Origin of the sequence: Flavobacterium tructae (genome assembly GCF_001853485.1) — a bacterium.
In the GTDB taxonomy this organism is placed as follows: domain Bacteria; phylum Bacteroidota; class Bacteroidia; order Flavobacteriales; family Flavobacteriaceae; genus Flavobacterium; species Flavobacterium tructae.
In genome coordinates this window covers 52,291-76,537 of record NZ_MIKE01000025.1, presented here as the reverse complement: position 1 = coordinate 76,537, position 24,247 = coordinate 52,291, and the positions used below count along the sequence as shown (strand labels likewise).

Here is a 24,247-nt window from a genome sequence, read left to right as displayed (position 1 = left end):
AATATTACATATTTTTAAAAATAGTATGCATCAAACGCTTCTTATCGTTTATACTTTCTTCTAATGAAATCATAGTTTCTGTTCTGTAAACACCATCAATATCATCAATCATAAAGATAACTTCTTTCGCGTGTTTAGTATCTTTTGCTCTAATTTTGCAAAAAATATTGAATTTTCCTGTCGTTACAGAAGCTACTGTTACGAACGGAATTTGATTGATTCGCTCTAATACAAATTTAGTTTGAGACGTATTATTAAGGAACACACCCACATAAGCAATAAATGAATACCCTAACTTATCATAGTCTAAGGCTAATGAAGATCCCATTATTATCCCTGCGTCCTCCATCTTTTTTACTCTAACATGCACTGTACCAGCAGATATCAATAGTTTTTTAGCAATGTCAGTAAACGGAACTCTCGTATTGTCTATTAACATATCTAAAATCTGGTGATCTACTTCATCTAAACGAAATTTACTCATAATTCTTTAATTAATATTACTAATTGCTATTACAAAGTATAAAAATATGTATAAAAAACAACAAATTCACAAAAAATCTAACTTTTTATCAACCCGTTAACAAATTTAACATTTTTATCTAAACAAAAATCTGCTTTTTGATTCAATTTCGGAAAACTACCAAAGTCATCAGAATAATTAGCACCTTTTGCATCGTATTCATAATGTCCAAAATAATTTTCCAAATCGCCTACTTCAACTATGTAAGCATTGAAATGAATCTTATTTTCAATCAATTCCTCTTTGTATTGTGCGACAAAATTCGTAATAATTTCGATACCATCATAATTTATTTTGATATTTTTCCACATAAAATCATAAAAAACCACTTTATTTTGTGAAATATTCAAATAATCATTAATTCTATTATCAACTAAATCGTTTTCGCTAATCAGTTGAAAACTCGAAACAAGTGAAAAGAATAAAAACTTTCGCGTGATTTCACGCTCGTAATCATCAGGAAAATGACCCGCCTCAAACAAGATTGTCGGAACTCCCAAATGCTGAAATGTATCTCCTATACAATTGATATTAAATGAGTCATCAAAACGTCCGACCTGCCCGGGGATATATTGCTGTAAAACATCATTGATTCCGGCAATTACATTAATAGCCTTTAAACGGTTCTCATTAACTTCTCTCTCCTCATTATACGAAGGAGCCAAAAACGATAGCGTTGCTGGTTTTCCGGTTTCACCAGCCCCAAAAATAGTACGCTGATCATGCAGGTTAAAACAGAAATGCGGTTTAAAAGCTTCAAATACCGATCTTAAAATATTGCTTTCCGGCTGCGTGAGATTTTGCGAATCACGATTTAAATCTACTTTATTGGCGTTCTCACGCGTATACAATCTTGCTCCGTCAGGATTCAGCATTGGAATACTGTAAAAAGTAAAGTTTTTTAGCATCTTCTCTGCAAATTCAGAACCGCTGTTTAACACATTTATAAAATCAAATAGTGCTTTTGTAGTGGTACTTTCATTTCCGTGCATTTGAGACCAAAGATAAATACGTGTTGGACCGCTCCCAATTTGATAACTATAAATAGGTTCTCCTAAAACCGATTTACCAATAATCTCTACTTGATTGTTTGTATTTAATTGCTCTAATAAAGGCTGAATATGATCTAAAGTCAGATAACGCCCTTCTATAGTTTGTTCTTTATACTGGTGAAATAATTCTTCTAAATTCATCTTATTTTGATTAGTTTACAAAAGTAAACATCTTTATTTTTACAATTGTAAATGATTTGTAAACAAATTAATTTAGAATTGTAAACAGTTTTCACTCTGTTTCTAAAGCGACTTTCTTGTCATCAATAAATATTAGCCATAACTATAATTTTTAAAATTCAATTATTTACTTTTCAATAAATTAACCACAACTACTTAAAGTAATAAATACACTATTTCAAGACTTAATTGAAGATTTTCAACTCTTAAATTGTTTTGCGCACTGCTTTTGATTACATTTGTAAACAACGAATTTCTAAACAGTAATTTACAATGGTAAACATCGACGATTTTGTAAAACGGCTTGAAATTATACTAGATTATTACACCTTAAATGCTTCTTCTTTCGCAGATCGAATCGGAGTTCAGCGTTCCAGTATGTCTCACCTCCTTTCCGGCAGAAACAAACCCAGCTTAGATTTTGTACTCAAGATTTTGGAGGTTTTTCCTGAAATTGATTTATACTGGATTTTAAATGGTACAGGAAATTTTCCAAAAACAGAAGACAGTGCCGATCTGAAAAAAAATGAATCGGTGTCTGAATTTGCAAAATCTTTTTCCCCTATTCCATCGGACGAAAATTCTGCTTCAGGAAATTCTTTATCAGAAAATACAAAAACGAAAAATGTATCCTCTGCAGAAATTAAAAATCAAAATTTGAATGCGGCAGAAAATGAAATTGAAAAGATAGTTGTATTTTATAAAAACGGAACTTTCAAGACTTACGTTCCCTAGTTTGATTTTTTTGAGTATTTGAAAAACTTTAAAATTATTTTTCATTTAAGCGATTCTCACGTGATGGGATCTACAGTAAAAAAAATCAACTCCAAAATCCGTTTTCAGGAATTTTACCCAAAACTCCGTTATAGTGTTTTTTCAATACACTCAAATCACAATCATAATCTCCCGTTGGAAGAAATGGCTTTCCTAAATTAACTTCTTTTTTCCCCCAGTCAAAAGCGACAGGAATAATGGGCACATTTGCCTTAAGGGCAATATAGTAAAAACCACTTTTTAATTCTTTAACACCTTTACGAGTTCCTTCGGGAGCTACAGCCAGGCGAAAAACCTCTTTACGGTCAAAAATCGCAGCAATTGATTCTACTTTATTCAATCCACCGGTGCGATCAATCGGCTCTCCTCCCACATTTCTGAAATAATATCCAAACGGAAAGCGGAATAATTCTTTCTTTCCTACCCAATTCATCTCCAAACCAGAAATTCCACGAGTAAAAATTCCTAAATAAAAATCATGATTGCTTGTATGCGGCATTACCATCATCACACATTTTTTCACTTCAGCATTTTCAATCCCTACTATTTTCCAGCCCATTAGCTTAAAAAAAATGAATTTGTACAATCGCTTTTTCATTAATTACTTTTTTACTGCAAAATAAAAGATTTAAAGTGGTATTTTTGAGTAAAAGCATTTAAAATGATCCAAAAATTGTTCAGTTATATTGTTCCTATAAAAATATTCAAAAAAAAATCACAAAGAAGCAAAATTATCGAAGTTACCTGGGCCAATGGCGAACTGGTCCTTGATTCTGAAAATACAAATTACTCTTATGGAAGCCTGCAACGTATCTTAAGATATGGTCTTCGAAATATTGGATACGATGCCATTCTTAAAATGGATCATATTTTATTATTGGGAGTTGCCGGAGGAAGCGTCGTTAAAACTTTGGTGGACGAAATTCAATATAAAGGTAGAATTACCGGAGTAGAAATTGACCCCGAAATGATTAAAATAGCCAATGAGTATTTTAATCTGAATGAAATCAAACAACTGGAAGTGGTAATTGATGACGCATTTGAGTTTGTTTTAAAAACAAAAAATAAATATAATTTAATTATTATTGATATTTTTGAAGATATCAAAATGCCTAATTTTTTATTCGAACGTTTTTTTAGCGAACGTATCTGTTCCTTATTGCAAAATCACGGATTTGTTTTATTTAATACCATGATTTTAGATGAAGCGCATAATGTTCGAAACCAAAAATACATTTCTGAAATTGACCCCAAACTGTTTGCTTCAAAAATGCTCCCACGAGTTGAAGCTCACAATGAATTAATAATTATCGAAAAAGTAGTTTAAATTTATGAAACCTCTTGCCTCTATTTTAAAAGCCTTACCTCCCACTAAAATAATAGATTCCACCATTGATATTTCAAAATACATCCCTTTAGATTTATCCGTAACCAATCAGGAACTCGCTGATTTTAAACCTACCTGCACCCAGGAATTTGAAGATTTTATTTCAGACTACTTAGAAAAAAACGATGCCGAAGTAGCTTTTGGCGGTTATATTGAAGGAAGAACTCTTTATCAGCGCAGTACAATTTTTAAAAATAATTCTATTCCGGAACGCAACATCCATATAGGACTGGACTTATGGACAAAAGCAGATACAGCAGTTCTGGCGCCACTTGATGGAAAAGTGCACAGCTTTAAAAACAATATAGGTCTGGGTGATTATGGTCCGACCATCATTCTAGAGCATCGGATAGAAAATGAGAAATTTTATACTTTATACGGACATTTATCGTTAGAAAGTATAGAGAACCTCAGTGTTGGGACATTTTTTAGTAAAGGTCAAAAGATTGGAACCTTGGGAAGTTCGTCCGTTAACGGAGACTATCCTCCACACGTACACTTTCAAATTATTCGAAACATCGAAAACTACTCCGGTGATTATCCGGGAGTCTGTAATACCAACGATTTGAACTTTTACATTGAAAATTGCCCTGACCCCAACTTATTATTAAAATTACTTAAATAGTTATGAAGAAAGCAGGATTGATTATATGTTTGTTGTTGTTATTGGGATGTAAATCGAAAACAATCCACAGAGATACTGAAGATTTAAAGATCAAGAAAGTCACTGCTGCCGAAATAAATTCCAATCAGCAGAAAAAAGCGTATGAATTAGGAAAAAGGGTACTGGAAACCTGCAATTCCTCAAAATTCAAACCTTTTAACGAGACTGAAGTCACCAAATCGGTAATGGAGAATACGACCGAAGAACGTCTGACCAAAACCTGTCAAAGGTTCAGGCAATACTATGGAAGTTTCATCGATTTAAAACTTGACGGTGTTTACAGAACAAAGCAAGAGGTTATTTATCGATATCATGCGCTGTACACCAAAAAAGTAGCCAATAAAGAATTGCGCATTTTTGTAAATGAAGACAATCTGATCTCAGCTATAAAATCAATGGATTGGGACGAAAAATTTGACTCAAAAGTAACAGAACAATAAAGTAAAACCTATGAATTTAAAACTGCCTCTTTTAATAGTATTGTTAATTTCCGGTTTCATAAATGCACAGCAAACCGTAAGTATAAAAGGCTCTAAACCATTTCCGGCAACAACCAGTTATACTTTTATTTGTGAAAAATATGTGTTTACCGGCGAAACGGAAGTTCAGATTGCGAAAACAGATAAAGGAGGGGCTTTAAAACTATCAATAGGAATTTCTAATGATAAAACTCAAATCTCAGGAGGTGTATATGTTGACCTTGTTAACGGAGATGTAATTGCCTGTGTGGACAAAAACATCAAAGAAACCCTTGACGGAAAGACTACTACTTATTACTATTTCACCCCTGCCGAAATGGTAAAACTAAAGAAAACAGACATTAAAGCCATCCGATTTATCATTAAAGGGAACAATACAGCCGCTTTTGGTGACCAAACCGGTTACTTTACCGCTTTAAACAGAATGACCTACTTTTCGACAGCATTCGATAAATCTAAAAAAACTTTTGACACTGCAGCCGCAATTAGTGTGCTGTAAGTACTTTTTTTAGTACAATAAATTCTATATTTATAATCTAAACAAATTTTTATGAATTCGAATGAAGCTTTAATTACAAAATTCTATACTGCTTTTGCCAATGCCGATGCTAAAACAATGAGCGAATGTTACCATCCAAAAATTCATTTTATCGACCCGGCCTTTGGTTTACTAAAAGAAGAGCAGGTTTCTAAAATGTGGGAAATGTTGATTTTGAAAAGTAAAGGCAACATTAAAATCGAATTTTCAGATATTAAAGCCGATGATTCTTCGGGTAGTGCTAAATGGGTTGCGACTTATAATTTTAGCAAAACCAACAGAAAGGTAATCAATCGTATTTCTGCTGAATTTGCTTTTCAGGATGGTCTGATTATCAAACACACAGATAGTTTCGATGTTTGGAAATGGTCGAAACAGGCTTTCGGTTTTACCGGATATTTAATGGGCTGGACAGGATTTTTTCAAGGAAAAATTCAAGAACAGGCACTCTTGTCCTTAAAAAAATTTCAGGCAAACCAGACAGGTTCTTAAAACCTGTCTGATTGATTTATTTTTACGATTTGAACCATCCGGCCACTAAATCGTCTTCAAACGAACCGGCGTTCTTGTGAACAAATTCATTTGTATCTTTATTATAAGAATAGTCCAAAGCCCACTCCTCATGATTTTTCGCTAAATCTTTAATGCTTTCACAAACAAAAGCAATTTCTTTATCGGTAGTAGTTGGATGAATTGACATTCTGATCCATCCCGGTTTTTTAATTAAATCTCCAATCGTAATTTCATTCACCAGTTTATTAGATGTTTCCTGATCTACGTGCAACAGAAAATGCCCGTACGTTCCCGCACAACTGCATCCTCCTCTGGTTTGAATTCCGAATCTGTCATTCAGTAGTTTTACTCCTAAATTGAAATGAAGGTTTTCAATAAAAAACGAAACAACCCCTAAACGGTTCTTATGTTGGCCTGCCAGAATTTTAATGTTGGAAACGGTATCCAATTCATTAAAAACATACTCTACAATTTCATGTTCACGTTGTAGAATATTCTCGATTCCCATTTCTTCTTTCAGCTCAATTGCCAGCGCCGTTTTAATTACCTGAAGAAAACCTGGAGTACCACCATCTTCACGATCCTCAATGTTGTCGATATATTTATGTTCGCCCCATGGATTGGTCCAGCTTACCGTACCTCCGCCAGGACAATCGGGAATCATATTGTTGTATAACTTTTTATTAAAAATTAAAACCCCTGAAGTTCCGGGACCTCCTAAAAATTTGTGCGGAGAAAAGAAAATTGCATCCAGGTATGCTTCCGGATCTTGGGGATGCATATCGATTTCGACATAAGGTCCTGAACAGGCAAAATCAACAAAACAAACACCATTGTGCTTGTGCATCAATTTTGCGGCTTCATGAAACGGTGTTTTTAAACCTGTAACATTCGAACAGGAGGTAATAGAAGCAATTTTAATAGTTCTTTCACTGTATTTCTCTAACAGTTGCTTTAAATTATCCAGACAAAAAAGCCCTTTTTCACAAGATGGAATAATTTCAACATCTGCAATGGTTTCCAGCCACGAAGTTTGATTGGAATGATGCTCCATATGAGAAATAAAAACAACAGGGCGCTTTTCAGCAGGAACAACAGTGCAATCTTTTAGGTTCTCAGGGATTTTCAACCCCAGAATACGCTGAAATTTATTGACAACACCCGTCATTCCGGTTCCATCTGTAATTAAAACATCATCATTGCTCGCATTAGTATGACGCTTAATGATCGATCTGGCATGATGATAAGCTTTTGTCATGGCAGTACCTGACACTGTAGTCTCTGTATGTGTATTGGCTACAAAAGGCCCGAATTCATTAAGAATTTTCTCTTCAATAGGTCGATATAACCTTCCGCTGGCAGTCCAATCGGTATAAATAATCTGCTTTTTGCCAAACGGAGAAGAAAACTCCTGATTAATTCCTACAATATTCTTTCTAAAATCCTGGAAATAGGTTTCTAAAGTGATGGTACTATTTTTGCTGTTCATTAGTGTGCCTGAGTTTAATTGCAAATATATTGCTTTTTTATAGAATTGCGAATTTATCAATTATAAACTTCAAACGTCAAAAAACTATTTAATATCTTTATTTTAACTGTCTTTTTACTTATAATTTATCACAATATTCTATCGGATTAATAGGACATTAAAACTTGAACAATACTATCTATGGGGAATTTATCAGTTGCCACTTTTGGTGGAGGATGTTTTTGGTGTATTGAAGCTGTAATTCAGCGTTTAAAGGGAGTCGAATCCTTAAAATCAGGATATTCAGGAGGTTTTATTAAAAATCCACCCTACCGTGAAGTGTGTACCGGAAGAACCGGCCATGCAGAAGTCATACAAGTTGTTTTTAATCCTGACATAATTTCATACCATGACCTGATTTTCATATTTATGACAAGTCATGATCCTACCACCCTGAACCGTCAGGGTGCAGACAGCGGGACACAATACCGCTCGATTGTTTTATTTCATAATGAAGAACAGAAAGCGATTACCGAAAAGGTTTTTGAAGAAGTAAAAGCTTTTTATGAAGACCCGATTGTAACGCAGCTTGTTCCTTTTGAAGTTTTTTATGAAGCTGAAACAGACCATCAAAATTACTACAACAACAATCAGGATGCACGTTACTGCCAGATCGTAATTGATCCTAAAGTTCATAAATTAAAAAAAATGTACGCCGACCGATTAATGGATTAAGCAGACATTTTTATCATACTTTAAAATAACACAATACAAACAGAACTCGTTTTAATCTGAAATCAGAGAAAGATTATTCTAATGAAAAATTTAAAAATAAACAACCGATTTACTGCTGAGCTGCCCGCAGACTCAAATGAAACCAACGAGGTTCGTCAGGTTTCTAATGCACTTTTCTCCTATGTAAATCCAACAAAACCATCCAATCCTAAACTGATTCATGCTTCACAAGAAGTAGCGGAATCAGTTGGAATTTCGCTTGATGAAATTAAGTCCGAATCCTTTTTGAATGTTTTTTCAGGGAAAGAAATATTACCTGAAACTCGTCCGTTTGCTATGTGTTATGCGGGACATCAGTTTGGAAACTGGGCAGGGCAATTGGGTGACGGCCGTGCCATTAATTTAACTGAAGTGACGCATAACGATGCATTTTTTATGCTTCAATTAAAAGGTGCCGGAAGAACTCCGTACTCCCGAACTGCTGACGGCCTGGCTGTTTTACGTTCGTCCGTAAGAGAGTATTTATGTGCCGAAGCCATGCATCATTTAGGAGTTCCCACTACCCGATCCTTATCCCTTATGCTGTCCGGAGATCAAGTTTTACGTGATATGTTATACAATGGGAATGCTGCTTATGAAAAAGGTGCAATTGTTTGTCGCGTAGCTCCTTCCTTTATTCGTTTTGGAAGTTTTGAAATGCTGACCGCCCGAAATGAGCTTCAAAACTTAAAACAGTTTGTGGAATACAATATTAAATACTACTTCCCGGAAATAAAAGGAGAGCCTAAAGAGCAATACCTTCAATTTTTCAAAACAGTAGCCGATAAAACCCGCGAAATGATTTTGCATTGGCAGCGTGTGGGCTTTGTACACGGAGTAATGAATACCGACAACATGTCAATTCACGGAATTACGATTGATTATGGTCCTTATGGCTGGCTGGAAAATTACGATCCAAACTGGACTCCAAACACCACCGACAGTCAATACCGAAGATATCGTTTTGGAAATCAACCGCAGATTGCGCAATGGAATTTGTACCAATTAGCCAATGCCCTTTACCCGTTAATCAATGAAGCAGAACCTTTAGAAAAAATTCTGGAGTCTTTTATGATTGATTTTGAATCTGATTATAAGAATATGTTTTTAAGCAAATTGGGCTTATTTATTTCAACCGAAACTGATAATACGTTAATTGACGGTTTGGAAACTGTTTTACAACTATCTGAAACAGACATGACGATCTTTTTCCGAAACTTAAGCAGCGTACAAAAATCAGATTCTCCTGAAAAAGCAATCGAAAGAATTCAGGATTCGTTTTATATTCCTGAACAAATTTCGGGTACAATTTTAGAATCATGGCAGAAATGGTTTACTCTTTATCTCGAAAGACTTCATACGGAAGTGCTTTCTGATAAAGAGCGTTCTGAGAAAATGAACACTATAAATCCAAAGTACGTACTTCGAAATTATATGGCGCAATTGGCTATTGATGCCGCAGATCAGGAGGATTATTCTTTAATTGATGAATTGTATCAACTTCTGCAAAAACCATATGACGAACAGCCTGAATTTCAAAAATGGTTTGCCAAACGTCCGGACTGGGCCCGCTCAAAAGTTGGATGTTCTATGCTTTCTTGCAGTTCTTAATTTTTTAGCCACGAATTCACGAATTTTAATTTTTTGAGGAAATTAAAAAGGTTTTAATTCGTGAATTCGTGGTTATAAACTTATTTCGAAGTAATATAATCTACAATCATGTTCGCATGCACACGAGAATTTTCGATAAACCATTTGTGCGTATGCATTCCTCCGCAAATTACACCCGCTAAGAATAAACCTTCCACATTGGTTTCCATAGTTTCGGGGTTGTATGTTGGTGTTTTTAATTCATCTTCAGATAATTGTATTCCCATATTTTCCAGAAAAGCCAAATCGGGTTTGTATCCGGTTAGGGCCAGTACAAAATCATTTTCAATCGTAATTTTCCCTGTAGGAGTTTCTATTTCTACTTCATTTTCCCTGATTTCAGTAATATTTGATTCGAAATAAGCTTTGATACTGCCTTCCGCAATTCGATTTTCAATATCCGGTTTTGCCCAATATTTCACCCGACTATTGATTTCCTTTTTCCGAATAACCATGGTTACATTAGCTCCTTTTCTCCAGCATTCCAAAGCCGCATCTACTGAGGAATTGTTTGCTCCTACCACCAAAACATTCCTGAAAGCATACTCATGGGCTTCTTTATAATAATGACGGACTTTAGGCAATTCTTCTCCTTTTACTTCCATTTCAATCGGAATATCATAAAAACCGGTTGCAATGATCACATTCACAGCTTCATAAAGTGCTTTATCAGTTGTAATTTTAAAAGTGGAATTTGCGATTTTTTCTACCTGAAGCACTCTTTCAAACAAATGAATGGAAAAATTAAAATACCGATGAATATTGCGATAATATTCCAATGCTTCCTGACGTCCAGGCTTTGGTGCCAGACAACTGAACGGTATTTCTCCTATTTCAAGTCTTTCCGCAGTGGAGAAAAAAGTCATATACAAAGGATAATTGAAAATACTATTGACTATAGCGCCTTTTTCAATTATCAAATAACGCAAACCTTTCTTTTGGGCTTCAATTGCACAAGCCAGACCAATTGGCCCGCCTCCTACAATAATTAAATCATATGTATTCATGTTTTTACTTCTCCCACTCTTTAAAAGGGTTCTTACTCAAATAAGCGTTATAATATCTTGGATCGTTTGTTACCTCATCCCCTAACCAATCTGGCTTCTCGAAAATTTCTGTTTCCGATTCCAACTCTACTTCTGCCATCACCAGTCCTTCATTTTCTCCGTAAAATTCATCTACTTCAAAAATATGTTTCCCTAATTTTATTTCGTAACGCGTTTTCTCGATTTTTCCTTTCTCACATAACTTAAGCAATTCCAATGCCTCATCAAGCGGAATTTCATTCTCCCATTCAAAGCGGGACATTCCGCCCTGCTGACTGACTCCTTTTATGGTAATAAAACCTCTTTCGCCTTTAATGCGCACACGAACTGTTCTTTCCGGAACTGCACTTAAATAGCCTTGGGCAATTTTATTGTGCGTAAAAGCTTGTTCTTTAAAATCAGCTGATTTTACCAGAAACTTTCTTTCTATTTCGACCATTTTGATGTCTGAATTTAATTTTTATGCAAGTTACTCAAATTAATTTGGCCTAAGAATTGAAATTACAAGAATCATTTCTAGACTTTAAATTTCACTTTTGTAATACGCTCACAATAAGAATAATAACTTTAAAATAACTGATTTTTAATAGGTTATGTATTTATTTTTTTGTTAAATTTGATAGAATCTTAACTTCATCACCTATGTCTAAAAAAGCACTTTATCTGTTAGGCATTGTAATAACCATTATTTTAGGTACCTTTTTGTATTTGAAATTTTGCTGCAATTGCACTATGAAAACACCTGCGGTTGATACCGAAAAAGTATCAAAAGTAGTGGCTCCGGACGAAACTACTGTCCCTTTTATTCTAAATGGTTCCGGAATTGATTATCATACCAATGATAATATCAAGTTCCTTAAAAGCAGTCCTACAGCACTTTTGCCTGTGGGTGATTCGGTATCGATTGGAATTCAAAATCTTAAAACATTCCTGATCGCTAATCCAAAGCAAAAAATTACCATAACTGGTTATGCAACTTCAGATGAAACCAATACAACAACCTTTGAAAATCTGGGTCTGGCACGAGCTAATGACATTAAAAAGTATTTTGTCTCGCAAGGTTTACCTGATACGCAGTTAACCACAAAAGGTGAAGTGATCGATAAATGGCAAACGAAAAAAGATACACTGTTTGGACCTGTCAAATATGCTTTTGAAGCTCCGGAAGCTGCTCCGGCTGTAACTGACGAATGGGTTATTTTAAAAGAGAAAATCAATGGCGATCCGCTCGTTTTACATTTCAACACCAATAAAGCCAGTGATAAGTTAACAGCTCCAGAAAAAGAAAAAGTGGCTGATCTGGTAAAATATATGGAGCACGTTAAAGAAGCTGTAATTGTAGCTGTTGGACATAGTGATAATGTTGGAAATCGTGATTCTAATGTGGCTCTTGGTCAAAAACGGGCCGAGTTTACTAAAAATTATTTGTCGAAAAATGGTGTTGACGGAAGTCGGATAACAGCAGAATCAAAAGGTCCTGACGAACCTATTGGTGAAAACACCACCGCCGAAGGCAGGGCAAACAACAGAAGAACAGTGATAACAATTAAATAATCAATCAAAATATACGATCATGAATATACCTTGTATCTTAATACCGGCTCTAGTGGGATTAATCTGTGGAATTTTGGGTTACTTACTGGGAAAAATGAATTCTAAAGGTGACGATTCACTGGCTTTGTCACTACAGTCCGATTTGGATGCCTGCAAAGCCAATACGCGAAACCTGAATGCTAAAATTTCTTCTCTGGAAGCTGAACTGGCTGCAAAAGCTAAAGTCAACAACGCTCCACAATCTTTCGCAGCAGCAACAATACCTGCAATACCTTTTGACGGTGCATTGGCGGCAACCGCTTACGGTAAAAAAATTAAAGAAAATGATTTAAAAATAGTCGAAGGTATCGGGCCAAAAATCGAAGCGTTATTTAACGCTGCAGGAATTAAAACATGGCACGAACTGTCAGAAGCTTCAATCGAAAAATTACAATCCATTCTGGATGGCGGAGGTGAAAATTATGCTATTCATAATCCAAGCACCTGGGCCAGACAGGCATTACTCGCCTACCAGGGCAAATGGCAGGAATTAAAAGACTGGCAGGACAGTCTAAAAGGCGGAAAAGAATAAAACCGAAATCAATATAACCATAAAAACTGGCTTAAAGCCAGTTTTTTTTATAAGCTGCTGAGAAAATCGAAATCCCAGTCTTTTGTTTTACTGTACCATAACTGTCCCTCCACAACTTCAAGCGGACAATCAAAATTATTCGTGTAAAGCGCTCCGGTTCCAAGACCCTGAGGCATTTTTGAGTTTTGCAAAAATGTCCATTGTGCGATCGCATTAAGGCCTATATTACTTTCCAATGCCGAAGTAATCCACCATCCTATTTGATACTTATCGGCCAAATCTATCCATTCTTTTGTGCCTTTGAAGCCACCAACAAAACTAGGTTTTAGAATAATATATTTTGGTTGTATTTTTTGTAGCAAAGCCTCCTTTTCTTCCAACGAGAAAATACCAATCAATTCTTCATCAAGAGCGATAGGAAAGGGTGTAGTTTTACACAAATCGGCCATGGCGGAAATGTTTCCTTTCTTTATTGGCTGTTCAATGCTATGCAGCTGATATTTATTCAATTGATTCAGTTTACCTAATGCTTCATTTAAATCAAAAGCGCCATTAGCATCCACCCTGATTTCAATTTGCTCTGCTGAAAAATGACTGCGAATAAAAGCCAATAACTCCAGTTCCTTTTCGAAATTGATCGCCCCTATTTTCAATTTTATACAATTAAAACCGGTGGCTAATTTCTCTTCTATTTGTTCTTTCATAAAGGAAGCTTCCCCCATCCAGACCAGACCGTTTATCACAATTGATGCTGAATTATTGGTAAAATGAGAAGGAAACAAAACAAACGGATCTTCACTTCTAAGAGATAAAAATGCCATTTCAACACCAAATTGTATCGATGGAAATTCTAACAAAGCATCCCAAAGCGCCTTTTCTCCTAAATGAATATTATCACACGTCCATTGCAGTTTTTCTTCATAATCTTCGCGATCATCCGCACTCAAACCACGAAGTATTCCACACTCTCCTATTCCTTTTTTCCCGTTCTCTTCCAGAACAATAAACCAGGTTTCCTTCTCGGTCATAACCCCTCTGGAAGTCCCGGAAGGCCTTTTAAAATCAAGCATGTATTTATGGAAGGTTGCTTTCATATAATAAACAGATGGTAAAAAAATAAGCCTGAATAAATAGGTATCATACCATTAAACAGGCTTATTATTGATTTTATGTTTTTTTAATTGTACAGTTTCAATATTTTTTCAAAATCTTTTGAAGGTAATCCTGCTTTTTGAAAAATTACGAAATCCTGTTTTGTTTTCTCTATCCAGCTTAAACTGTCTGTTACGTTTTGCGACTGGTACTTTTTATAAATGGCTTTCGCTTCGCTATAATCATCACTAATCAGATAAACGTGCGCCAGATTTAATTTGACAAGCAACTCTGTATCGTCCAATTTTTCACCTTCTTTCAAAAATTTAATGGCTTTACCGTATTGTTTAGTCAAAATATAGCAATATCCTATCGAACTGTAATCTAAAGCCGTTGCTTTTCCGTCGTTAATGATGGTATTCAGTTTCGGAATCGCTTCGTTGTATTTTTGAAGTCTGACTAAAGCAGCAGCCTGTGCTCTCAGGTCGTTGTAAACATTTTTAGAAATATCAGCATCTTTATAACAGCTATTTCCAAAATCCTTATAAGCTTTAGTCTTTTCAATTGGCAGTAACTTTTGAAATTCTGTATAACGGTACTGTTTCATGATTTTATCAAGTATACAAACACAAAAATCATCAGAATTCGCCATTTTCTGAGCCATTGTGGAGGTTTTACAAAGACTTATAATTTCATTTTTATTGTCCTGATTCCATCCGCGATTCAGTTTTGTGTCTACCCACGGAACTACTTCCAGAACTATTTTTTGATTTAGAAGCCAGTTTTTGCTGTGAAAACCAAACCAAAGTGTACTTACATTCTGCCCCAGGCAGGACGATTTATCCAGTGACAATCGTTTAGCATCTTTGCTTAAGGGATCTTTCTGATCGTAACAGGCTTTATCTGTTTTGCCATCTGTGATATACTTTTTTGCCGTCTCATTGGAGGTAAATAAAGCATACGTACAGGTATCATCTCCTGAAATTTTAGACATCAGAAAAACTGCTCCGGCTGATCCCTGACTGATTCCGGTTGGATCCGGAATTGATTTTAAAACGGAGACCAGACTGTTTGCCATTTCCTGGTTTTCATCTAAAAGTGTAATTCGGTATACAATTTCTGTTGTTCCTATCGGTAAATCTTCTGTTTTAAGAATAATTCGGTCACGGGCAGAAACTATAATTTCTTTTGTAGTAGCACGTTCTTTATCCCAATAACCGTCTTTTTGCGCAAAAATGCTGCACGAAGTTGTAATTAAAAGAAGCAGGGCAATTTTTTTTAAAATCATTGTAGAAATTTTATTTTAAGATCACTTACAAAATTCAGGCCTTATTATTTAATGTTCTGTAAATTCTTTTCTCCGCTTCAGCTTTTGTAATGCCGTTATAAAAATCTTTCACAAAAGGATGATTGAAATCCTGGTGCGGAAAAATTTCAGGCCTTTCATTACCGGGTTTGGTCACTACTGTTGTCGGAATACTGCTCGAAAATTCGTAATCCGGAATGTAATTGGAAAGCCATCCGAAATACTGTGCTTCGTGATTTTCATCTTCGCCATTTTCCAGATAATCTTCAAAACTTTTTTCACTCAGCGAAACCCAAAAGCCATACTCTAAATCTTCGCAATGGTCGTTTACTTGCTGAACCCAAACTGCTCTGATAAAGCGATTGATATGATCTTCATGTTTAATGACACAAAAATCCTGGTCAATAACTGCAATTTCTTCTTTTTCCTGTTCTGAAAGCTTGTTGTAAGCAGAAGGCGAACTGTAAGCAATTGCTGGCCAGCTTTCATGCTCTTCGCCACAGCATTCACAAATAAATTTAATATCTGACATTTTAATTACAGTTCAATTGATTCGCCAATTTCCAAAAGCATCAAGTCTTTTCCTTTGTCAAAGAACTTGCGAATGGCGTCTTCATGATCGATTTTAATGTAACCAAATGTATCAAAATGATATCCAAGGATCTTATCGCATTCTACAAAATCTGAAGCTATGATGGCATCTTCAACATCCATTGTAAAATTATTTCCGATTGGAAGAATGGCCAGATCCAGTTTGGTCCTCATTGGAATTAGTTTCATATCCATTGTCAGTGCAGTATCGCCGGCAATGTAAATATTTTTATGTTCGCCCTCAATTACAAACCCACCCGGATTTCCGCCATAACTTCCGTCAGGGAAAGAGCTTGAATGAATCGCATTGACATATTTTACTTTTCCAAAATCAAATTGCCAGCTTCCACCGTGATTCATCGGGTGTGAGCTGAAACCTAATTTAGCATAATAACCTGCAATTTCCGCATTTGAAACGATCACCGCTTTGGTACGATTGGCAATAGCTTCAACATCCAGAATATGATCGCCATGCGCATGAGTAAGCAAAATATAATCTGCTTCTAAGCTGTTGATATCAACTCCTGCTGCTTGTGGATTTCCTGTAATAAAAGGATCTACAATAATATGTTTCCCACCCACTTCAATACCTAAAGACGCATGTCCGTAAAATGTTATTTTCATTTTAATTCATTTTTAAAATTGAACTTTGTTTTATCTTCCCCCTAAAAAGAGGTTTACAATAATGTCTGAAATCAATGAAATCATGCATACTGTCAGTAATATTGAAAGTAAAAAAGTGCTTAGTGCCAGTTTCTTCAATTCAGGATCTAACAACTTTGGGTTTTGGTTTTTATAAACGGTAATTAAATGCTTAGTTAAAGGAATAAAAGCCAATAAAAATAAATACTGATCGAAGTTATAATCACTCAAAAAGGCAAAAGCAACTACTAAAAGCATAGCAGTAATAATCAAAGTGAAATGATAAATTTTAGCTTTTGCACCACCGATCTGAACTACAATGGTATTTTTTCCTGATTTGCGATCTGATTCTTCATCACGCATATTGTTCAGATTTAAAACTCCAACGCTTAACAAACCGATTGAAATAGCCGGCAAGATCAAAAGCGTATCGACTTCTTTTGAATACAAAAAGTTTACTCCCAAAGTACTAACCAATCCGAAGAAAATAAAAACAAACAAATCTCCAAATCCTCTGTATCCATAAGCTGAATTTCCAACGGTATAACGAATTGCCGAAACAATTGCTGCTATTCCAAGTAATAGGAAAAAGATAGAATATCCAAAATTACTTTCGCCAAAAGCGAAATATATAAGTACAATTGCAGACAACAAGGTCAAAAATGAAGTAATTATAATGGCTTTTTTCATGGCCTGAGGCGTAATAACACCACTCTGAATGGCACGCTGTGGACCAACTCTGTCGGCATTGTCCGTACCTTTTACACCGTCACCATAATCATTTGCAAAATTGGACAAAACCTGCAATCCAAGTGTCGTTAATAGTGCAAAACCAAAAATTTTCCAACTGAATACCTCTGTTGGTGTGTTAATGGTTTCCGTTGGATTTGATAAGGCATAAATACTTCCTACTATGATTCCGGAAACTGATAAAGGCAATGTACGCAAACGAGCGGCTTCAATCCAATGTTTCATTCTATTTTATTTTGTTAGATTATTTGTTTCAGGTTTCAGGTTTCACGTTCACAACTTAAAACCTGAAACCTGAAACTATTATTTTAAGCCTTTTATGGCAACCATTTATTTTCGCCGAAGTTGGGCTTTCTTTTTTCTAAAAAGGCATTACGTCCTTCTTTTGCTTCTTCGGTCATGTAGGCTAAACGTGTTGCTTCTCCGGCAAAAACCTGCTGACCTACCATACCGTCGTCTGTTAAGTTCATAGCAAATTTTAGCATCTTGATAGAAGTTGGAGATTTTTGCAGAATTTCCTGTGCCCACTCGTAAGCAGTAGCTTCAAGCTCATCGTGTGGAATTACAGCATTCACCATACCCATATCCATAGCTTCCTGAGCAGAATAATTTCTACCTAAAAAGAAAATTTCACGCGCTTTTTTCTGCCCGACCATTTTAGCCAGATAAGCGGATCCGTAACCACCGTCAAAGCTGGTTACGTCGGCATCTGTTTGTTTGAATATGGCATGCTCTTTACTCGCCAAAGTCATATCACAAACAACATGCAGACTGTGTCCACCGCCAACTGCCCAACCCGGAACAACTGCAATAACCACTTTTGGCATGAAACGGATTAAACGCTGTACTTCAAGAATGTTTAAGCGATGTTGTCCGTCATCCCCCACATAACCCTGATGCCCGCGTGCGTTTTGATCGCCTCCGCTGCAAAAAGAATACACTCCGTCTTTTGTAGAGGGTCCTTCTGCAGACAGTAAAACCACTCCTATCGAAGTATCTTCCTGCGCATCGTAAAAAGCCTGGTACAATTCTGAAGTTGTTTTTGGACGGAATGCATTTCTAACGTTTGGTCTGTTAAAAGCAATTCTCGCAACTCCGTTACATTTTTTATAAGTTATATCTTCAAATTCTCTGGCTGTAATCCAATCCATTTCTGTTTGTTTTGTTTTTAATAATTGATAGTGTAAAAATAAAGCATTTTTATATTTTTACCTACCGCTATTTGTTTTTAGTCGCAACTAAAATCTGTTGTAATGTTAACAATTGGTATAATCTTACAAATAATAATAATTTTAACAGTAGTTTTAAAAAATAATATTTAATTTTACCACCTAGAAATCAATGAGATACATTTTATTTCATTGACTAGAAGATTGATTTTCTTTCACTGATTTATTAACCTAAAAAATGATTTTTTTGAGAAAATTTAAAAATTTTGTCGCTCATTATTTTACGGTTTTTATTCATACGCCGTGGATCAATGAGCAAATGATTTATTCATTTGTTGAAACTTCGAAAAGGAGATAGTAACACCTAAGGTTAAAAGCTGGAATTGTTTAAGAATTAGTATGAGATTGATTACGAAAAGAGGAAAAAATACTAATGAAAACTTTCTACAAGTTATTTTATTAAACTAAATGGGTCGAGCCGTGAAATTGAGTTTTTGCTTTTAATATGAATTTATAAATTGTTTAAAGACATACCCATTTCAGAAAATAGTTTCTAAAATTTTTAAAGCTATTATTTTTTGAATGGATTCGAGTTTATTTTATTTCTGTTTTTTTTTAATTACAATTTTTTTTAAAACTAGAATAAAAAGGGAAAGGCTACTTGTAATGAGTAGCCTTTCCTGTTATATACTGGAGAAATTTCAAAAAAAATCCAAAATCCAAATTCCAAGAAATAAAAAATTCCAAATCCCAACAGCACTGATATCCCATTGGAATTTGGAATTTGGATTTTAAAAATTTAGAAAATTTATTCTTTTATCAGATAAATTCCGTCATCTTTAATTTCAATGAGTTTTTCTTTATACAAAGCTCCAACAGCCTTTTTAAACGTTTTTTTGCTCATTTTCAGCACCGTTTTAATATCTTCCGGATGTGAATTGTCATTCAGACGTAAAAAACCACGATTAGCTCTTAATTCGTCCAGAATCTTCTCTGCATTCGGCTCAATACTTTGATATCCCTGAACTTGCAACGCTACGTCGATTTTATGATCAGGACGGATATTTTTAATATAACCACGCATTCTGTCTCCGGTTCTGATGGCGTCATCATACACCTCGTCTTTGTAGAGCAATCCTTTGTGTTTCTCATTAATAATTACATTAATACCAATCTCTGTAATATGAGAAACAATCAATTCTACTTCCTCCCCTTTTTCAACGGTCAGCTGCTCATTGCTCAAAAACTGATTGGTTTTACTTGACGCTACCAGACGATTTGTTTTTTCGTCCATGTACAAATACACCAGGTAACGTTTTCCTTTTTCCATTGGACGGGCTTGTTCTTTAAACGGGACAAGAATATCCTTTTCCATTCCCCAATCCATGAAAGCACCAACATTATTGATATAATTCACTCTTAATAACGCAAATTCATTTAACAGAATATAAGGCTCTAAAGTGGTTGCCACTGGACGCTGTTCATGGTCCAAATAAACAAAAACGATTAATTCTTCACCGATTTCAAACTCGTTTGGAACGTATTTGTTGGGTAATAAAATATCGTGAATTCCTTCAGGGTCTTTCTCAGGGTTACCTAAAAACAAACCAACTTTGGTATCACGAAGTATAGTAAGGGTATTGTATTTTCCTATTTCAATCATATGCTAAAAATTCTAAGCTGTTAAGCAGCTAAGTTTCGAGCTGCAAATGTACGAAGTTTGAAAATGGTAATCCTAAAAATGTTTCTAATTAAAAAAAGACAACCGCATCTTACTCTAATTTACTCCTTTTGGTTACATTTGAAAACCTATAATTAATCCAAAACCAATGAAAAAGACCATTTTCTATTCTATTTTTACCTTCTTATTTTTTACTCATATTGCCACTTCACAAATTACGGAGGATCCTGAAATCAAAAAAATGATCGGCGAAATCAAAGCTGAAAACCTCGAAGCTACGATTCATAAATTAGTTTCTTTTGGTACCAGACACACGCTTAGCGATACCAAAAGTAAAACCAAAGGTATCGGCGCGGCACAACAATGGATAAAATCGGAGTTTGATAAATTTGCCCAGGAATCTGGGGGAAGACTAACTTCTAAAATCGATTATTTTGATGTAAAAGCCGATGGAAAACGAATTGCCAAAGACAGCCAGCTCGGAAATGTTATGGCGACCTTAAAAGGTACCGATCCAAACGACAATCGCGTACTTATCATAAGCGGACATCTGGATTCTAGAGTTTCAGATGTGATGAATGTCAAATCTGACGCTCCGGGTGCCAATGATGATGGTTCGGGTGTTGCAGCTGTTATCGAACTGGCCAAAGTAATGAGTAAAAGATCATTTCCTGCTACTATAATTTTTGTCGCGGTAACCGGTGAAGAGCAAGGGCTTTATGGTGCCCGTCACTTAGCAGAATTGGCCAAAGCAGCCAACTGGAATATTGTAGCCATGCTAAACAATGATATGATTGGAAACAGCCTCTCAAGTGGTACAAATTTAAGAGATAACACACAGATCAGGATATTTAGCGAAACCATTCCGTTTACAGAAACTGAAGAGGAAGCTAAAATGCGCAAAGCAACAAACCGTGATAACGACAGTCCTTCAAGATTATTAGCACGTTATATCAAAACCGTTACGGAACAGTATGTAGATCAATTAAAAGTAAAATTGGTTTACCGAAACGATCGTTTTCTTCGTGGTGGAGATCATACTCCGTTCAGTCAAAATGGTTTTACTGCTGTTCGTTTCTGCGAAATGAATGAAAACTTCAATCATCAGCATCAGGATTTAAGAACTGAAAATGGTATCCAGTACGGTGATCTTGCTGAATTCATGGATTTTGACTATTTGAGAAAAAATACCTGTTCGAACTTGGCAACACTGGCTAATCTAGCCTGGTCGCCAAAAGCACCTTTAAATGTGGGAATCGAAGTAAAAGAACTTTCCAATTCTTCTACCTTAGCCTGGACTGCACCTGAAGGACAAACTCCTTTTGGTTACCAGATTTTAATGAGAGAAACTTCATCGTCTCATTGGGAGAAAACTTTTTTTGTAAAAGAAACCAAGGCCGAAATCCCCTATTCTAAAGACAATTACTTTTTTGCCGTACAAAGTATTGATGCTTTAGGACATGCAAGTTTACCGGTATTTCCGGTTCCAATTCGTTAATTTCTCTTACTATCATAAAACAAAAAAGACGCAAAGATACTTACCTTCTTGCGTCTTTTTTGTTTTATGACTATCCGTTACCATTACCAAGGTGGCAAAATTAGCCACAGATTCCTTTAATAATTGCCTTTAAATCTGTAGAATCAGTGAAAAAAAATCTTGGCACACATTAAAAGAACAATCATATCTACTTTTTAAGGCTGAAAGCCTGATAGCACAAGCATAGTGCAACGCACTATGTCTAAGTTAAAGAAATAAAATTGCCCTGAAAGGGCAAGAGCAAAGATAGAGAAGCACGTATTTTAATAAAAGCAGCTCATTTTCCTTTAGAACACCATTCCGAATAAGCTAGTTGTTTTTCTTTGGAATTAAGCTTTTGCCCTTTCAGGGCTCAAACAATCTCCTTCATAGCTCATAGCGCTTCGCACTACGCTCTGGCTAAAGCTCTTTCAGAGCAATAGATTTATTTCAGTAAATACCATTTTTTGAATCAACACACAACTTTTTGCATTAATTTTTGAGTCTAAACCAATTCTTTAAAATATTGTTTTAAGATAACATCATTCTCCAAAGTTGGCGTGAATACTTCCAAAATACAAGGAGCATTATTTGTAGCATAAAGCGACTTAATACCTCCCGTTAAAGATTCCTCATCTGTGGCTGCAAAATAATGCATCTTATACATTTTGGCCAGATGCTCAGCTGTCAAGTGATGTGAAGTCTCGAAGTAGGTATTAAAAACCGGTTTTTCTTCATGGCCTGGAAGAATCCTAAAAATTCCCCCTCCTCCATTATTGATTAAAATAATCTTGAAATTTTCCGGTATGTACGAATTCCATAAAGCATTGCTATCGTAAAGAAAGCTAATATCTCCGGTAATAAAAACGGTTTGTTTATCGTTTCCTACTGCTGCACCAACTGCTGTTGATGTACTTCCGTCAATACCGCTGGTTCCACGGTTACAATAAACTTCGATTGAAGGATCAATCTCAATTAACTGTGCATAGCGAATGGCCGAACTATTGCTAATTTGCAACTGACTGTTTTTAGGAAGTGATCCGATTACTTTTTCAAATACTTTAAAATCTGAAAATGCAATTTTACGCAGATATTCTTCTTTTCTGATTTTTCTTAAATCGTAAATCTGATCAATTTTAGAAAAATAATCGCTTGCTGCAAATTCTGTCTTCGGAAGCAGCGCTTTGAAAAATGCATCAGGTTCCATTACAAAATGCTTCGTTAAAGCATTAAAGGTATCATAAGCACGTAAAGTATCTATATGCCAGTGATGTTCGGGTTTGTATTTTCGTAAAAAGGCTTTGATACGTTTGGATACAATCATACCTCCAAAAGTAATTAACACTTCCGGTTCAAGATCTTTAAAATCAGCATCATCAAATGGCGTAATTAAAGTATCTATGCTATTAATAAAACTCGGATGATGCAAATTTGAAGTCGTCTCTGTCAATACTACAATTGAGGGATCTTTGGCAAAGTTTTCCAGAATTTCTTTATCGACAGAATTCGCTTCGTTTATTCCTCCAATAAGAATTAATTTTCTTTTTGAAGCATTCCAAACAGAAACTGTCTCTGCTTCGTTTTCTATGGTTCCTGCACCGATAATTTCCTCTAAATGGGTAATTGTTGGCGCTACAGAAAGTTCTGAAACGGTTTCGTATAAAGGTTCTTCAAAAGGAGCATTAATATGAACAGGGCCTTTTTGAAGTATAGCTGCTTCTATGGCTTTGTTGATCTTTAAATCGTTTTCTATTGAAGCTTCTTCAGTCAAATTGGCATTATAAACAGAATGGTTCTGAAAAACATTCTCCTGACGAATGGTTTGTCCGTCACCAATATCAATCTTGCTTTGCGGACGGTCGGCTGAAATAACAATAAGTGGAATCTGACTGTAAAACGCTTCGGCTACAGCCGGATAATAGTTCAACAAGGCAGAGCCTGAAGTACAAACCACTGCGGTAGGCATTTTGGTTTGCTGTGCAATTCCCAATGCAAAAAAGGCGGCACAGCGCTCGTCGGCAATACTGTAACAGTTAAAATTAGGGTTTTGAGCAAATCCTATCGTTAGAGGAGCATTTCTTGATCCCGGAGAAATAATAATATTAGTGATTCCTTTGCCTGAACAAATTTCGATAATGCTTTGTGCAAGCGCTATTTTGGGGTAAATCATTCTTATGGTGTATTACTTTTTGAAAAGAGATTTACAGTTATAAAACTCTTTTTTTAACCTCACAAAGTTACAAACTTCGCATTGGATTTAACTTATAAATAGGAAGATATTAAAAGGAGTTTCCCGAAAAAGGGAATATATTTGTAAAACTGATTAT

The 24,247-nt window shown here is 35.5% G+C and carries 25 protein-coding genes; 11 read left to right on the top strand and 14 right to left on the bottom strand.

Features of this window, described 5'->3' with window-relative positions; genetic code table 11:
* Positions 1–4: 4 nt before the first annotated feature.
* Both BHE19_RS16375 and BHE19_RS16370 read right to left on the bottom strand, forming a co-directional pair.
* Complete coding sequence (locus tag BHE19_RS16375; RefSeq protein WP_008468989.1) at positions 5–484, bottom strand: Lrp/AsnC family transcriptional regulator; 480 nt, start codon at positions 482–484, stop codon at positions 5–7.
* Between the two features lie 77 nt (positions 485–561).
* Positions 562–1,716, bottom strand: a complete 1,155-nt coding sequence (locus BHE19_RS16370) for a M14 family metallopeptidase (protein ID WP_070908022.1) — start codon at positions 1,714–1,716, stop codon at positions 562–564.
* Between the two features lie 312 nt (positions 1,717–2,028).
* Here BHE19_RS16370 and BHE19_RS16365 point away from each other — a divergent pair, with 312 nt between their 5' ends.
* Positions 2,029–2,490: a helix-turn-helix transcriptional regulator gene (locus BHE19_RS16365; RefSeq protein WP_070908021.1), complete on the top strand. Its 462-nt coding sequence runs from the start codon at positions 2,029–2,031 to the stop codon at positions 2,488–2,490.
* Positions 2,491–2,575: 85 nt separating this feature from the next.
* Here BHE19_RS16365 and BHE19_RS16360 read toward each other — a convergent pair whose 3' ends face one another.
* Positions 2,576–3,127 carry a 1-acyl-sn-glycerol-3-phosphate acyltransferase gene (locus BHE19_RS16360; protein WP_070908020.1) on the bottom strand — a complete coding sequence of 184 codons (552 nt, stop codon included), beginning with the start codon at positions 3,125–3,127 and terminating at the stop codon, positions 2,576–2,578.
* A gap of 63 nt (positions 3,128–3,190) precedes the next feature.
* On the opposite strand from BHE19_RS16360, the gene BHE19_RS16355 reads away from it, so the two are divergent.
* From BHE19_RS16355 to BHE19_RS16335, 5 genes are read left to right on the top strand one after another with little or no spacing between them, the layout of a single operon-like run.
* Complete coding sequence (locus BHE19_RS16355) at positions 3,191–3,856, top strand: spermidine synthase (RefSeq protein WP_070908019.1); 666 nt, start codon at positions 3,191–3,193, stop codon at positions 3,854–3,856.
* Positions 3,857–3,860: 4 nt separating this feature from the next.
* Positions 3,861–4,541 (top strand): peptidoglycan DD-metalloendopeptidase family protein, encoded by a 681-nt coding sequence (locus BHE19_RS16350; protein ID WP_070908018.1) that lies wholly within the window; start codon positions 3,861–3,863, stop codon positions 4,539–4,541.
* Between the two features lie 2 nt (positions 4,542–4,543).
* Positions 4,544–5,020, top strand: coding sequence for a hypothetical protein (locus BHE19_RS16345; RefSeq protein ID WP_070908017.1), 477 nt, complete (start codon positions 4,544–4,546; stop codon positions 5,018–5,020).
* A gap of 10 nt (positions 5,021–5,030) precedes the next feature.
* Positions 5,031–5,558 carry a hypothetical protein gene (locus BHE19_RS16340; protein WP_070908016.1) on the top strand — a complete coding sequence of 176 codons (528 nt, stop codon included), beginning with the start codon at positions 5,031–5,033 and terminating at the stop codon, positions 5,556–5,558.
* Between the two features lie 51 nt (positions 5,559–5,609).
* Positions 5,610–6,089: a nuclear transport factor 2 family protein gene (locus BHE19_RS16335; RefSeq protein ID WP_070908015.1), complete on the top strand. Its 480-nt coding sequence runs from the start codon at positions 5,610–5,612 to the stop codon at positions 6,087–6,089.
* A gap of 22 nt (positions 6,090–6,111) precedes the next feature.
* Here BHE19_RS16335 and BHE19_RS16330 read toward each other — a convergent pair whose 3' ends face one another.
* Complete coding sequence (locus BHE19_RS16330) at positions 6,112–7,599, bottom strand: aminotransferase class V-fold PLP-dependent enzyme (RefSeq protein ID WP_070908014.1); 1,488 nt, start codon at positions 7,597–7,599, stop codon at positions 6,112–6,114.
* Between the two features lie 180 nt (positions 7,600–7,779).
* Here BHE19_RS16330 and msrA point away from each other — a divergent pair, with 180 nt between their 5' ends.
* Together msrA and BHE19_RS16320 are read left to right on the top strand one after the other, a co-directional pair.
* Positions 7,780–8,313, top strand: a complete 534-nt coding sequence (gene msrA / locus BHE19_RS16325; protein WP_070908013.1) for a peptide-methionine (S)-S-oxide reductase MsrA — start codon at positions 7,780–7,782, stop codon at positions 8,311–8,313.
* Positions 8,314–8,394: 81 nt separating this feature from the next.
* Positions 8,395–9,963, top strand: a complete 1,569-nt coding sequence (locus tag BHE19_RS16320; RefSeq protein WP_070908012.1) for a protein adenylyltransferase SelO — start codon at positions 8,395–8,397, stop codon at positions 9,961–9,963.
* A gap of 80 nt (positions 9,964–10,043) precedes the next feature.
* On the opposite strand, the gene BHE19_RS16315 is transcribed toward BHE19_RS16320, so the two are convergent.
* Both BHE19_RS16315 and BHE19_RS16310 read right to left on the bottom strand, forming a co-directional pair.
* Positions 10,044–11,009, bottom strand: coding sequence for a YpdA family putative bacillithiol disulfide reductase (locus BHE19_RS16315; protein ID WP_070908011.1), 966 nt, complete (start codon positions 11,007–11,009; stop codon positions 10,044–10,046).
* A 4-nt stretch (positions 11,010–11,013) separates the two neighbouring features.
* Positions 11,014–11,487 (bottom strand): CYTH domain-containing protein, encoded by a 474-nt coding sequence (locus BHE19_RS16310; RefSeq protein ID WP_070908010.1) that lies wholly within the window; start codon positions 11,485–11,487, stop codon positions 11,014–11,016.
* Between the two features lie 203 nt (positions 11,488–11,690).
* On the opposite strand from BHE19_RS16310, the gene BHE19_RS16305 reads away from it, so the two are divergent.
* Positions 11,691–12,602 (top strand): OmpA family protein, encoded by a 912-nt coding sequence (locus BHE19_RS16305; RefSeq protein ID WP_070908009.1) that lies wholly within the window; start codon positions 11,691–11,693, stop codon positions 12,600–12,602.
* A 19-nt stretch (positions 12,603–12,621) separates the two neighbouring features.
* On the top strand, positions 12,622–13,173 hold the full coding sequence (locus BHE19_RS16300) for a hypothetical protein (protein WP_026110201.1): 552 nt from the start codon (positions 12,622–12,624) through the stop codon (positions 13,171–13,173).
* A 47-nt stretch (positions 13,174–13,220) separates the two neighbouring features.
* On the opposite strand, the gene BHE19_RS16295 is transcribed toward BHE19_RS16300, so the two are convergent.
* The 7 genes from BHE19_RS16295 to BHE19_RS16265 all read right to left on the bottom strand — a co-directional run bounded on the left by BHE19_RS16295 (position 13,221) and on the right by BHE19_RS16265 (position 20,386).
* Positions 13,221–14,267 carry an o-succinylbenzoate synthase gene (locus BHE19_RS16295; RefSeq protein ID WP_070908008.1) on the bottom strand — a complete coding sequence of 349 codons (1,047 nt, stop codon included), beginning with the start codon at positions 14,265–14,267 and terminating at the stop codon, positions 13,221–13,223.
* Between the two features lie 83 nt (positions 14,268–14,350).
* On the bottom strand, positions 14,351–15,553 hold the full coding sequence (locus tag BHE19_RS16290) for a tetratricopeptide repeat protein (RefSeq protein ID WP_070908007.1): 1,203 nt from the start codon (positions 15,551–15,553) through the stop codon (positions 14,351–14,353).
* Between the two features lie 34 nt (positions 15,554–15,587).
* Positions 15,588–16,103, bottom strand: a complete 516-nt coding sequence (locus tag BHE19_RS16285) for a DUF2199 domain-containing protein (RefSeq protein ID WP_083342570.1) — start codon at positions 16,101–16,103, stop codon at positions 15,588–15,590.
* 5 nt (positions 16,104–16,108) lie between these two features.
* Positions 16,109–16,786, bottom strand: a complete 678-nt coding sequence (locus BHE19_RS16280) for a metal-dependent hydrolase (RefSeq protein ID WP_070908006.1) — start codon at positions 16,784–16,786, stop codon at positions 16,109–16,111.
* 30 nt (positions 16,787–16,816) lie between these two features.
* The gene (gene menA / locus BHE19_RS16275) at positions 16,817–17,779 is read right to left on the bottom strand and encodes a 1,4-dihydroxy-2-naphthoate octaprenyltransferase (RefSeq protein WP_070908005.1); all 963 of its coding nucleotides are present in this window, start codon (positions 17,777–17,779) and stop codon (positions 16,817–16,819) included.
* Positions 17,780–17,871: 92 nt separating this feature from the next.
* The gene (locus BHE19_RS16270; RefSeq protein WP_070908004.1) at positions 17,872–18,705 is read right to left on the bottom strand and encodes a 1,4-dihydroxy-2-naphthoyl-CoA synthase; all 834 of its coding nucleotides are present in this window, start codon (positions 18,703–18,705) and stop codon (positions 17,872–17,874) included.
* Between the two features lie 826 nt (positions 18,706–19,531).
* The gene (locus BHE19_RS16265; RefSeq protein ID WP_070908003.1) at positions 19,532–20,386 is read right to left on the bottom strand and encodes a CvfB family protein; all 855 of its coding nucleotides are present in this window, start codon (positions 20,384–20,386) and stop codon (positions 19,532–19,534) included.
* A 166-nt stretch (positions 20,387–20,552) separates the two neighbouring features.
* Between BHE19_RS16265 and BHE19_RS16260 the strand changes: the two genes are divergently transcribed.
* A complete protein-coding gene (locus tag BHE19_RS16260; RefSeq protein ID WP_070908002.1) occupies positions 20,553–21,902 on the top strand; it encodes a M28 family metallopeptidase in 1,350 nt (449 codons plus the stop codon).
* A gap of 523 nt (positions 21,903–22,425) precedes the next feature.
* Here BHE19_RS16260 and menD read toward each other — a convergent pair.
* A complete protein-coding gene (gene menD, locus BHE19_RS16255) occupies positions 22,426–24,090 on the bottom strand; it encodes a 2-succinyl-5-enolpyruvyl-6-hydroxy-3-cyclohexene-1-carboxylic-acid synthase (protein ID WP_070908001.1) in 1,665 nt (554 codons plus the stop codon).
* Positions 24,091–24,247 lie beyond the last annotated feature (157 nt).

Bases quoted from the DNA above. Each gene is read 5' to 3' on its own strand.
- BHE19_RS16375 (WP_008468989.1), bottom strand. From the start codon at position 484: ATGAGTAAATTTCGTTTAGATGAAGTAGATCACCAGATTTTAGATATG.
- BHE19_RS16370 (WP_070908022.1), bottom strand. From the start codon at position 1,716: ATGAATTTAGAAGAATTATTTCACCAGTATAAAGAACAAACTATAGAA.
- BHE19_RS16365 (WP_070908021.1), top strand. From the start codon at position 2,029: ATGGTAAACATCGACGATTTTGTAAAACGGCTTGAAATTATACTAGAT.
- BHE19_RS16360 (WP_070908020.1), bottom strand. From the start codon at position 3,127: ATGAAAAAGCGATTGTACAAATTCATTTTTTTTAAGCTAATGGGCTGG.
- BHE19_RS16355 (WP_070908019.1), top strand. From the start codon at position 3,191: ATGATCCAAAAATTGTTCAGTTATATTGTTCCTATAAAAATATTCAAA.
- BHE19_RS16350 (WP_070908018.1), top strand. From the start codon at position 3,861: ATGAAACCTCTTGCCTCTATTTTAAAAGCCTTACCTCCCACTAAAATA.
- BHE19_RS16345 (WP_070908017.1), top strand. From the start codon at position 4,544: ATGAAGAAAGCAGGATTGATTATATGTTTGTTGTTGTTATTGGGATGT.
- BHE19_RS16340 (WP_070908016.1), top strand. From the start codon at position 5,031: ATGAATTTAAAACTGCCTCTTTTAATAGTATTGTTAATTTCCGGTTTC.
- BHE19_RS16335 (WP_070908015.1), top strand. From the start codon at position 5,610: ATGAATTCGAATGAAGCTTTAATTACAAAATTCTATACTGCTTTTGCC.
- BHE19_RS16330 (WP_070908014.1), bottom strand. From the start codon at position 7,599: ATGAACAGCAAAAATAGTACCATCACTTTAGAAACCTATTTCCAGGAT.
- msrA (WP_070908013.1), top strand. From the start codon at position 7,780: ATGGGGAATTTATCAGTTGCCACTTTTGGTGGAGGATGTTTTTGGTGT.
- BHE19_RS16320 (WP_070908012.1), top strand. From the start codon at position 8,395: ATGAAAAATTTAAAAATAAACAACCGATTTACTGCTGAGCTGCCCGCA.
- BHE19_RS16315 (WP_070908011.1), bottom strand. From the start codon at position 11,009: ATGAATACATATGATTTAATTATTGTAGGAGGCGGGCCAATTGGTCTG.
- BHE19_RS16310 (WP_070908010.1), bottom strand. From the start codon at position 11,487: ATGGTCGAAATAGAAAGAAAGTTTCTGGTAAAATCAGCTGATTTTAAA.
- BHE19_RS16305 (WP_070908009.1), top strand. From the start codon at position 11,691: ATGTCTAAAAAAGCACTTTATCTGTTAGGCATTGTAATAACCATTATT.
- BHE19_RS16300 (WP_026110201.1), top strand. From the start codon at position 12,622: ATGAATATACCTTGTATCTTAATACCGGCTCTAGTGGGATTAATCTGT.
- BHE19_RS16295 (WP_070908008.1), bottom strand. From the start codon at position 14,267: ATGAAAGCAACCTTCCATAAATACATGCTTGATTTTAAAAGGCCTTCC.
- BHE19_RS16290 (WP_070908007.1), bottom strand. From the start codon at position 15,553: ATGATTTTAAAAAAAATTGCCCTGCTTCTTTTAATTACAACTTCGTGC.
- BHE19_RS16285 (WP_083342570.1), bottom strand. From the start codon at position 16,103: ATGTCAGATATTAAATTTATTTGTGAATGCTGTGGCGAAGAGCATGAA.
- BHE19_RS16280 (WP_070908006.1), bottom strand. From the start codon at position 16,786: ATGAAAATAACATTTTACGGACATGCGTCTTTAGGTATTGAAGTGGGT.
- menA (WP_070908005.1), bottom strand. From the start codon at position 17,779: ATGAAACATTGGATTGAAGCCGCTCGTTTGCGTACATTGCCTTTATCA.
- BHE19_RS16270 (WP_070908004.1), bottom strand. From the start codon at position 18,705: ATGGATTGGATTACAGCCAGAGAATTTGAAGATATAACTTATAAAAAA.
- BHE19_RS16265 (WP_070908003.1), bottom strand. From the start codon at position 20,386: ATGATTGAAATAGGAAAATACAATACCCTTACTATACTTCGTGATACC.
- BHE19_RS16260 (WP_070908002.1), top strand. From the start codon at position 20,553: ATGAAAAAGACCATTTTCTATTCTATTTTTACCTTCTTATTTTTTACT.
- menD (WP_070908001.1), bottom strand. From the start codon at position 24,090: ATGATTTACCCCAAAATAGCGCTTGCACAAAGCATTATCGAAATTTGT.